The organism is Endozoicomonas sp. YOMI1 (genome assembly GCF_024606345.1).
GTDB lineage: Bacteria > Pseudomonadota > Gammaproteobacteria > Pseudomonadales > Endozoicomonadaceae > Endozoicomonas.
Genome location: NZ_JAHHPM010000568.1, coordinates 1 through 10,527, shown reverse-complemented (window position 1 = coordinate 10,527; position 10,527 = coordinate 1). Strand labels below are relative to the sequence as shown.

The 10,527-nt window shown below is 41.1% G+C and carries 6 protein-coding genes; all 6 read left to right on the top strand.

Annotation, left to right across the window (positions count from 1 at the left end; all coding sequences use genetic code 11):
* Nucleotides 1–88 precede the first annotated feature (88 nt).
* On the top strand, nt 89–337 hold the full coding sequence (locus tag KDK15_RS19995; RefSeq protein ID WP_257297160.1) for a LexA family transcriptional regulator: 249 nt from the start codon (nt 89–91) through the stop codon (nt 335–337).
* 686 nt (nt 338–1,023) lie between these two features.
* Nucleotides 1,024–4,278: a DEAD/DEAH box helicase gene (locus tag KDK15_RS19990; RefSeq protein WP_257297159.1), complete on the top strand. Its 3,255-nt coding sequence runs from the start codon at nt 1,024–1,026 to the stop codon at nt 4,276–4,278.
* Nucleotides 4,271–6,097, top strand: a complete 1,827-nt coding sequence (gene drmB, locus KDK15_RS19985; protein ID WP_257297158.1) for a DUF1998 domain-containing protein — start codon at nt 4,271–4,273, stop codon at nt 6,095–6,097. Before KDK15_RS19990 ends, drmB begins: the two co-directional genes overlap by 8 nt.
* Entirely contained in the window at nt 6,090–7,298 is a 1,209-nt protein-coding gene (locus KDK15_RS19980; RefSeq protein WP_257297157.1) for an AAA family ATPase, read from the top strand. Before drmB ends, KDK15_RS19980 begins: the two co-directional genes overlap by 8 nt.
* The gene (locus KDK15_RS19975) at nt 7,295–8,890 is read left to right on the top strand and encodes a hypothetical protein (RefSeq protein WP_257297156.1); all 1,596 of its coding nucleotides are present in this window, start codon (nt 7,295–7,297) and stop codon (nt 8,888–8,890) included. The genes KDK15_RS19980 and KDK15_RS19975 overlap by 4 nt, the downstream gene beginning before the upstream one ends.
* Nucleotides 8,891–10,459 (top strand): NERD domain-containing protein, encoded by a 1,569-nt coding sequence (locus KDK15_RS19970; protein WP_257297155.1) that lies wholly within the window; start codon nt 8,891–8,893, stop codon nt 10,457–10,459.
* The last annotated feature ends 68 nt before the right edge of the window (nt 10,460–10,527 follow it).

Here is a 10,527-nt window from a genome sequence, read left to right as displayed (position 1 = left end):
AGGTATTCCTTACCAGTCTGGTAAGCTGGTTTGCTGGGTTCACTGAATAGTTACCCATTTGCCATGTCGTGAAGTTCAAGCACTAACTATGAGTTCAAAGAAACCACCATTTAATCCGTTGCAAGGCCAATATCTGTCGTTCATTTACTACTACACGAAGATCAACGGTATGCCACCAGCAGAAAAGGATTTACAGCGATATTTTCAAGTTACCCCGCCCACTGCTCACCAGATGGTGGTTAAACTTCACCAACTCGGCCTTATTAGTCGTGTACCGGGTCAGGCCCGGACAATGAAGGTGGAGCTTCCTGTTGAGGAACTGCCCTTACTCGATTGATCAAGTTGAATGGAAGTGCTGTTACATCCAATAAAGGGCACTATGGGGAAGGGAATCCAGAAACTCTAATGCAGCTATTCTTGCGCTCTCAACATCAGGATAATTGATGCTACCAAAGTAGAAATACTTTCGCTTCAACCCGCAATCGCCAACCCAGTCTGGTTTCCTCATACTCCACCGTATAACCAGGGAAGTTTTTCGCAACCCCTATTCTATAATCGTTAGGCATGGCACTGTCCATATATCGCTATTTTTTCAAATAATCCATTAGTCGCAAAATCAGCCTAATGCCTGTTTATACATACAGTAAACGATTTTTCCTTTCTCCTTCGCAAACGTACGACTACCGCCTACCCCCCTACATGAGTAGAATAACCAGTTACGAAAAATTCTACCTCTGAGCTATCTGGTCCCACGCTCCCCTGCGTCAATAAAAGACAATGGTAAAATCCACAGGCGGTAGCGTATTTGCTATTTAAACAATGAATTACAATGAAATCGCCTATAAGAAATAAATAAATCAATTAAATCCACTAAACTAAAGTGTTTGTATATTTAATATTCATGTACTACCAAAATGACCGAAATATACAAAGCTATACAGATTAATTTAAGGATGATCTACATCCCCCGAAATCCAATTTGATGTAGATAATGTGCTGCTCCGTTCGAGTAAATTCAGAGCAATGAGCAAAAAACCTACAGAAAGTGGCTTGGAGCTAATTGCCATGACCGACTATACCAAGGCTCGCTTGGAGTTTGTTAATTGGGTAAAACAAAGTTTAACAGGGGGAAAGTTAAAGGATGACTTACTCTTTGAAACCAATCCGTTTGATCGATATACAACTGGAATTCTTTACTCACCAGGAACTGAGCATGAAAATGATGACCAAATAGGCGAAGAAGAAGGAGATAATATAGAAGAAGTTTTACCTTCAAGGAATACGAAGTACCAGCCACCATCATCAATGGGGTTTTCTTTCTATGTCGATAATAGCCTTGAGTCGTTACGTGTTTTTTTCAGTGCCGTTAAATTTAAGGATAAAGGCTCCCCTGAACATATTCGTCGCTGGGAAAAATTTCCTCTAGCCAGAGATGATGGAGAGGAAATTGAAGTACTGCTCGATGCGTCTTCTCAAGAGGTTGTCTGCCAAGAATGCGCTCGGATCGATGTTACTGTTCGCCCCCATGGTGATGGAAAAATTGTAACGGTCACCCTTTCTAATAATCAGCACTTCGCAGTGGGTGAAAAAGAGAAAGAACGTGATAAGTTGGCAGAGAGCTCTTTATTTGAGGCCAAACTAAAGTGTTTTTTGCCTGAAAATGCTCTTCGTAACTACCCTCGTGTTAGTAAGGCGTTATTAACAGAAGAAGAACAAGAGCTTGAACTTCGTTACAAAGACGAACACGTCTATGCTATCGGGCATGGCGTAGCGGTTGATTGGTGTGTCGAGAACGGTAATGTTGAATTATTTAGTGACTTCATACCGGTAGTCGAGGTGCCTCAGGTCACTGCAAATACGGGGGGAAAATTCACTGAGGTTCTGAGCTTTGAATTCCTCAAGTCATTACAATCCAATGGCAAAGTCTTTGAACGCCTCGATGAATTTGTTGACGATTATTCTGACTGGATAGCAGCACAAGAAGATATTGCAAACTCTGAAGAAGACGATGAAAGAGACACCGCAAATCGCCTGATATCCCGAATGGAAATTGCTAATTCCAGAATGAGAAGTAGCATTTCATTGATGCGAGAAGATGAAGATGCACAGCTTGCTTTTTCATTAGCAAATCAGGCGATGCTCGCACAAATGGAACTTAACGGAGCAAATCCCCCCCAAAGCCCTTATGGCTGGAGGCCTTTCCAGCTGGCTTTCTTTCTCATGGCTTTAGAGTCGTCCATTGATGAAGACAACGATTATCGAGACTGGGTTGATCTGATTTGGTTCCCTACAGGCGGAGGTAAGACAGAAGCTTATTTAGGAGTAATGGCGTTTGTATTTGTTTATCGTCGTCTCAGGTATTCCAGCAGCGGCAAGGGTACTACAGCGATCATGCGCTATACTCTACGACTATTAACCGCACAGCAATTTATTCGTGCCTGCAAGGTTGTTTCCGCATTAGAGTTTATTCGCAGGGAAACCCCGACATTGGGAGACGAACCATACAGCGTAGGGCTCTGGCTTGGTGGTGAGTCTTCACCAAACACTTTTGATCAAGCCCTTGAACAATTAAATAAGGGAAACTTTAGTAAGTTTATTTTGCGTCAGTGTCCCTGGTGTGCGGCAGCCTTCACAAAAGATAACTACAAAGCGACTGAAACCAGCTTCCATTTCTCATGCAGCAATCGAGAGTGCGCATTTGGTTGTGAAGAAAATAACGTATTACCTTTCAATGTCGTCGATGAAGCACTCTACAAGGAGCCTCCTAGCTTACTGATTGCTACAGTCGATAAATTTGCCAGGCTTCCTTGGGAAAACCGCGCAGGTGCCTTCTTTGGTGGTAATACTCATCGCCCTCCAGAACTGATTATACAGGATGAACTACATCTTATTTCAGGAGCGTTAGGTTCTATTGTTGGACTTTACGAAGTAGGTTTCGAAGCGATTTTGGTCTCTCGTGGCGTTTACCCCAAATTTATTGCTTCAACCGCGACTATTCGTCAGGCATCTGAACAGGTTAGAGCACTTTTTGGCCGTGATATGGCGGTATTTCCCCCTGTTGGCCTTCGTCAAAAAGATTCTTACTTTGCTCGTGAGGTGCCGTTAAGCGAAAAACCCGGGAGACTCTATGTGGGCTATATGGCTTTTGGACGACAACGGCAGAATTGCCTGGAGGATTTGGCGGGTGCTTTAGTATCCACTCCGCAAGTTCTGTTTAATGATCAGGACGAGTTAAAAGACGCGTGGTGGACCGAGATGGTCTACCACGGCAGCCTAAAAGGTGTAGGCAACAGTAGAACAAATTTTCAAAGTGGTATTCCACGTATTCAGCACCGTTTGCTACTAGCAGACTTTTTAGCTAAAGCTGATGCTTTAGAGCCTGGGATAGCCGAGTCACTTCGATCAAAAGAATTCATTCGATCGCCAGGCTTCTTTAACGGTGACTGTCCAGCCATAATTTCCGAGAATCAAGATCTCGCCAAGCTTTATGAGCAATACTTTCCTGCTCGGAAGCTAAATATTAAATCACTGACAAGCAACCAAACAGCTGATGCGAATGCGAAAATCTTTGAATCATTAAGCTCCAATTACAAGCAGCATGATGCTATTGATGCCGCACTGGCCACAAACATGGTGTCGGTTGGTCTTGATGAACCAAGACTGGCACTGATGGTTATCAATGGACAACCCCTGACGACAGCGGAATATATTCAGGCAAGCAGCCGGGTAGGTCGAGGAAAAATACCAGGAATAGTATTTGCGAATTACTATAAAACTCAAGCCAGAAGCCTTTCGCACTATGAGAACTTCAGGGCATATCATCGTTCATTCTACCGGTTTGTAGAGCCCTCAAGTTTGACCCCTTTTACTCAACAAGTCAGAAATCGGGCACTCCATGCTGCTCTTGTTAGTGCGGTAAGACATGGTGAGCACGGCTTACTCGAAAATACTGATGCACAGGAGTTTACGAAAGAGCGAACTGAGGTTGCGAAGGTGCTGAAGGAATTAAAACTTCGCATCAAGAGCGCTCTTCTAGGACGTAAAAAAACTGAAGCAGAGGTTTACGAACATTTAGATCGGCTGGTAGCAGAGTGGGAAGATGAAGCATCATCAGCTACCAACCTAAGGTATAAACAAAATGACAAGTCCACTGAGGGTCTATTGGCACCATTTGAAGGGAGTCAATTTTCGTCAGGCCTTTGGAAAACACTTAACTCTATGAGAAATGTCGAAAAGACTGGGCTTTTTGAAATAGCAGGTAATAAACTGAATGATTGATAAGAAATGGTTTACTCCTGTTCGCTTTTCACACTTAACAAGCCATGCAGCAGTGGGCTCCATTGTACGTGATCAAAACGACTGGTTAATGCGTGTAAAGGATACAAGGTATTGGTCTGTTAAGAACATGGTTCAACTGCATGCTGTTGAACGGGTAAAGCAGCACCTGCGAATTCATCAAAAACTGTTACTGCCACCTACGGCAGAATTTGATGAATCAGTACATTTGAAGATTCATGGAACTACTATACCAACCGAGCGATTTCCCTCATGGATGAAATGCAGCCAGTGCGATCTGCTTTTCCATGAACCGTGGCAAACCAATGAAATAGCCATTGATGAGCAGATCACTTGTCAAACATGCAAGGCCGGTATTCTGGAACAAGTAACATGGTGTGCAACAAGCAGCTTTGGTGGCCTGTTAAACGTCCCATGGCATAAGATTTGTCACAGAAATGGAGAAACACGATGTGTTGCCGAGCGGGAAAAAAGTTATCTGAAAATCCTTCGAGGTGATCGGGGAAAAAAAACGATTAAATGTACAAAATGCGGCTCCAACGCCAATTTTGAACAAGCTGATTTCAAAGAAAGTACTCATTTTCAAGTAAAAGAAAAATTTGGGGAAACTCATGAAGGAGGGGTTACCTATACAGTTATGGAGGTCAATGATCCAAGGGTCTACTCACCGCAAAACGAACGCGCACTTGTTATTCCTCCAGAATCAAATATCGATAGAAACTCGCTGAAATATAAACTTGAATTACATTCACAGTTAATAAACGAGATTAAAAGCGCTACTCGAGACCTGCAACGTAAGAAATTGATGAAGAGAGCAACCAGCGCACTCAATTGCACTGAAGCTGAATTAAGAGAAGCTCTAAATATTGAAACAACAACACGACCTTCAGAGGTTGAAATAGTCGCGGGTGACATGCTAGGGGATGAATATCTTGCATTAACCACTCCAGAAGACTTTCCCGAAGGAGCAGACTTTATAACCCGTCACCTGACTCAGGATTGGGTGGGGTATATCGATGATCTTCAAGGAGCTCCGGAGTTACAAATGGCAGCCAGGATGATCGATCAATTAGTGGCTGTCGACAGGCTAAGGGTAATCGAAGTCTTTAAGGGTTTTTCCAGAGCGGCAAGTGACGCTGAAGAACATCAACCCACCCCATTCGTGCCACCAGACCTGCTTGGTAAAACTGATTGGTTACCAGCAATAGAGTTGTTTGGAGAAGGTATATTTTTTACTCTTAATAGCGAAAAAATAAAAGAATGGGAATCCAATCCGCTACTTCGTCACAGAGCGAATAGCATTGAACAGCGTTATCAAAACTCGAATATAATGTTGCCCGAAGACGCAACGCCCTCGCCGCGTTTCATAATGCTACATACTTTGGCTCATATTTTAATCAGAGAGCTTGAGTCGACAGCGGGTTATCCGGCAGCTTCTCTGAAAGAGCGTATCTATTGTTCCCCTTCTGAAGGTATGACAGGCATTCTGATTTATACAGCTGTAGCAGATGTTGCTGGCTCTTTGGGTGGTATTGTCGAGCTCGCAAGGCCTGATAAATTTTTAAGACTTTTTGATGCCGCATTACGCCAAGCGGACTGGTGCTCATTAGATCCGGTTTGCGGCGAAATGGAAGGGCAAGGCCCTGCCTGGTTAAACCGGGCGGCGTGCCATGCTTGTGCGCTGATTCCGGATACAGCATGCGATTACAAGAACGTGCTGTTGGACAGAGTATTTATAAAGGGAAATTCTGCCTTGGGAATTCCCTCTCTAATTGATGTGATGAGAAACAAAGATGGCTAAACGAATTTTCAACTTACCTCGGCGAGATGAACTTACTAAAGATCAGAGAAAAGTACTACGCTTGCCAGCAGAAGGACAATATCTGGTAGTAGGTGCCCCTGGGACTGGAAAGTCTGTAGTAGCTCTGTGGAGAATGAAAGAGTTAAACAGTATTGATGATGTTCACTTTCTAACATTTAACCATGTACTGAATCATGCAAATAAAGCGTTATTAGGTGACACTCAATTTGCCTTAAAGAGCAATACTGCCATGTCTTGGATTTATGAGCTGAATTGGAATACTACTGGAGGTACAGCTGCTACTTATCAGCAAGATAAAATGCCAGAGATAAAAGCTCATCATCCCGACTACGAAAAACTGCAGGAACGACTTAAGCAGTTGAATTTAGACCTTTCAGGTCATAGTTTTATCATTGATGAGGGACAGGATTTACCTCCGCAATGGTATGAATGCATCGAAGCTTTGGGTGTAGAAAATTTCTTTGTGGTGGCAGATCAGAATCAGCAAATTACGGATGAGAATTCATCAAAAAAAGAACTGATGGAAGTCTTGGGATTAGAGAAAAATGATGTCATTGAGCTTAAGGAGAACTGGCGAAATAGTACACCCATAGCTGCATTCTCGAATTATTTTTACACCGATAAAACAAGCCCAAAGCCATCACTCCCCAATAGACCATCTGTAAACACTCCTATTTTATTTGAATATAAGACGATCGATCGCATTAAAGAACAGATTCTTGCTGAGTATGATATCGACCCAAGCAAACTCATAGGGTTCATTGTTGCCAATGAAAATAAACGTGAATGGTGGGCAAAAGATCTCCAGAAAGATAATCAGAGTAGGAAAAACCATCCACCTATAGTCAGCACCTATTTCTCAGACCAAAAAGTTGGAGTCAATATAGATTTTAGCAATGGTGGCATCGTTGTACTGAATGATAAATCAGTAAAGGGTATTGAGTTTGATATCGTCTTCATACTAATTGATGGCTTCAAAGCTATATCCAACGACAAAGAGAGCTTGATGAAGAGAATGTACGTAATGTCATCTCGGGCCAGGGAGCGACTCTATCTTCTGAAAAGCGCTAGTCAAAAAAGTATTTTGGAAGAAATATTGCCCCCAGAAGGTGAAACCATTGCCATAGAGAACGGGGAAAAAAGCATAAATATTGAATTACTGAAGAGGCGTCAGCTGTGAGTACCAATCGTTGGTTTATTGTTACTAATACCGAAAATCTTGAATTCTTTTTTCATTGCGGCTTAATCGTTGATAAACAGGGATTTTCTGGAAATGCATATGTTGCAGATATAATGCAAGACAGGCCAGAAGGCTATATTCCTTGTTTTCCCCAAACGAATTTATGGAATGCATTAAAAGCAGCAAAATCTGAGGATGAAAACCTTGCTGAGTGCCTCATTGAGATCGATATCAAACAAATTTATTGCCCCTCTGCTTTTTGCAGAACTGAAAACCTAGAAGAAGAGAGTTATAGACCGTTCGTCATTGAAAAAGAAATAAACGAAAGTTCCAAAATATTATTTGAAGTATTGCTTCCAGCACCCTTACCACTAAGCTGTGCAAAAAAAATTATTTTAAAAGACAGTAAAGAACTCAAACCTCTTACTGATAAACACAAGCGAACATATGGTGGAAGCAGTGAAAAATTCATAACTGCAGCTAATAAGAAAGAGATAACTTTTTTTAAAGAACCTCAATCTAACCAGGCTGTAAATAATTTAGATTTAGATAGTTCTGATAATAACCAGGAAACGCAATCTTTAACAGGTGAACATATTCCGCCGAGACAGCTGAATTATCAACAAGCCTTTTCATATGGTGGTGCATTAAGCTTATTATACTATCAAACCAAAAATGGACGACAATCAACGAAGATATTTGATAATTTTTCTTCTTACAAAAAAGATATTTCTGCATTACAAAATATTGCGCCATTACAAGAAGTCTTCTTCACCAAGGAAAATGACTTAGATGAATACGCTAAATTATACAATCAAGTTATTAATTGTGTTTTTAAGTATAACGATTTAGGTGAAGCTCGCTACAACGTGCTCCAGCTCCTAAATAACAAAGAAATATTACCAGCTGGATATTTTCGTGATTGTGTCGGTTTAGCTAATAGCTTAACGCAACTAATTGAGCGAACACACCCAGATGACTCCGATACCATTTTCACAAAACTTATTGAACACTATGAAGCTAAAGAAACAGGTAGATCAAAGTTTTTTCTGCTGTTAACAATGTTCTTCGTCCGCGATAATTCAGAAACAATGTTAAAATATTACCACTCCGAATTTACAGAAGAGGATTATGCATTGCTAGCCATTTTCTTTGGTGCTATTAATGGATTTATAAATACCCCTGCAACAATCAGAAAAACCTATAATTTAGCAACTTGGGCTTCATTCAAAATGGCGGAATATATTCACGGGCAAACTGAAGAAAATAGAACATCTTTCTCTGAACCATTAAAGCCATGTTTAATCTACGACAACTGCTTTAAGAAAAGCAGTACAAACAACAAGATCCACCTATTTTATATTTGGCTAAGCCGCTACTTTAGTGTTCCTGACAATGAATTCATAACTTGGAAGCAAAATGAGTCGTATAAACAAACAAAAGATGGACAGATATTTAAAACACTACCAACTACTAAGGCAATACTTAGCATTGAGAAGCTTGAGAAACTTATAATGAACCAAACAATCAACGAATCCGACGAGATTTTTAATATAAACATAATAATTGATGAATATAAGAAAAAATCATAAATGAAAATAATCCCAAATATTCCATATAACAATAATAGCTTTGCTGAAGGCCAAGTTTTTGATGCTCTTAAGTTAGCTAAACTAGAGGGTATCAACATTATTGCCTTTCACTCTCTTGCGCTGACCAGTCATACAGATAAGAGAGAGGGAGAAGCCGATTTTGTAATCATCAGTACTTTTGGTTTGTTTGTGCTAGAGGTGAAAGGCGGGAGAATTTCGTTTCAAGATGGTATATGGTTTACAGAAAACAAACATGGCAAACACCGTATCTCAGACCCATTTAAACAGGCCAATGGTGCTGTTCATGCAGTAAACAAAAAAATAAAAGAATTCCTTAACCTTGAGGAAACACGAATCCCAATAGGCTATGCGGTTATGTTTCCTAATGTAGTATGGAAACAGCAAGGTGCCGAATGGGATCGAGAAATGATCTGTGATTCTGCTGATATACGTCACTTTGATCATTGGTTAACAAATCTGTTTAAGTACTGGAATTACAGGCGCCCTGCTAATGCCAACTTGCTTTCAACAGATGATGTAAACCAAATTGCATCCTTTTTAAGGCCGAACTTCGAAGTCGTACAACCATTATTTGACCAGATTGAAAGCGTAAATCGTTCATCAGTTTGCCTGACTGAAGAACAATATCACTATGTCGATATGGCAATGGAGAATAAACGGGTGATGTGTTCCGGCGGTGCTGGAACAGGAAAAACCTTCCTTGCTGCAGAAATGGCGAGACGATTTATTGCACAAGATAAAACCGTGCTTCTGGCGTGCAAATCCTCTTGGCTACGCCATTATTTAACGACGCGAATCGAGTCTGAGAAATTGTTGATTTCTACAATCAACGGGCTTTCGACAGCATTGAGACGTTCTGGACTTGATGCTTTTGATGTTTTGATCGTTGATGAAGGACAAGACCTGCTGAATCGTAGCGACTTAGATATATTGGATAGCGCTATCACTGGAGGTCTTGATGATGGACAGTGGTACTTCTTTCATGATGCTAATAACCAAGCTGATGTCCTCTCACACATGGACAAGGACGCATTAGGCTGGCTCAAGACAAAGAATAATCCGGCAGTGCTTCGTCTCAATGTTAATTGTCGAAATACAGGCAACATTCTGACCAGTATTCAAACTTCTCTCGGCTGCGATATGGGAAAACCAACCCTTGTAGAAGGACCTGAGGTTACCGAGCATCATGGTAGTAAAGAATCGCTTGCTAATGACCTTTCAAAACTTTTGAAGGAGCTAAAGTCTTCAGAAGTCGATGAGCGCTCCATAACCATTCTGTCTTCAGTCAGAAAACGCCGGTCACTGCTCTCTGTGCTAGCGCAAGATGAAATTAATAGCATTACCGAGCTGGATGATTATAAAGTCAGAAAATACCCATTTGACGGAATAACATTTGCTGAAATAAAAAATTTTAAAGGCCTGGAGAATGACATTATCATTCTTCTGGATCTCCCAAACCCTAATTCTTTATCTAACAGCGATAACCGTTCTTTACATTATGTAGGAATGAGCAGAGCCAAAGCGAAGTTGTATTGTTTTTGGTGTTGATTTTTATAACTCGAGTTTAGAGTGAACCGACTTAGATAATCGTTGAAATAAGGCGCAAAATGGCGATT

Coding starts and splice junctions, on each gene's coding strand:
- KDK15_RS19995 (WP_257297160.1), top strand. CDS start 89: ATGAGTTCAAAGAAACCACCATTTAATCCGTTGCAAGGCCAATATCTG.
- drmB (WP_257297158.1), top strand. CDS start 4,271: ATGATTGATAAGAAATGGTTTACTCCTGTTCGCTTTTCACACTTAACA.
- KDK15_RS19980 (WP_257297157.1), top strand. CDS start 6,090: ATGGCTAAACGAATTTTCAACTTACCTCGGCGAGATGAACTTACTAAA.
- KDK15_RS19990 (WP_257297159.1), top strand. CDS start 1,024: ATGAGCAAAAAACCTACAGAAAGTGGCTTGGAGCTAATTGCCATGACC.
- KDK15_RS19970 (WP_257297155.1), top strand. CDS start 8,891: ATGAAAATAATCCCAAATATTCCATATAACAATAATAGCTTTGCTGAA.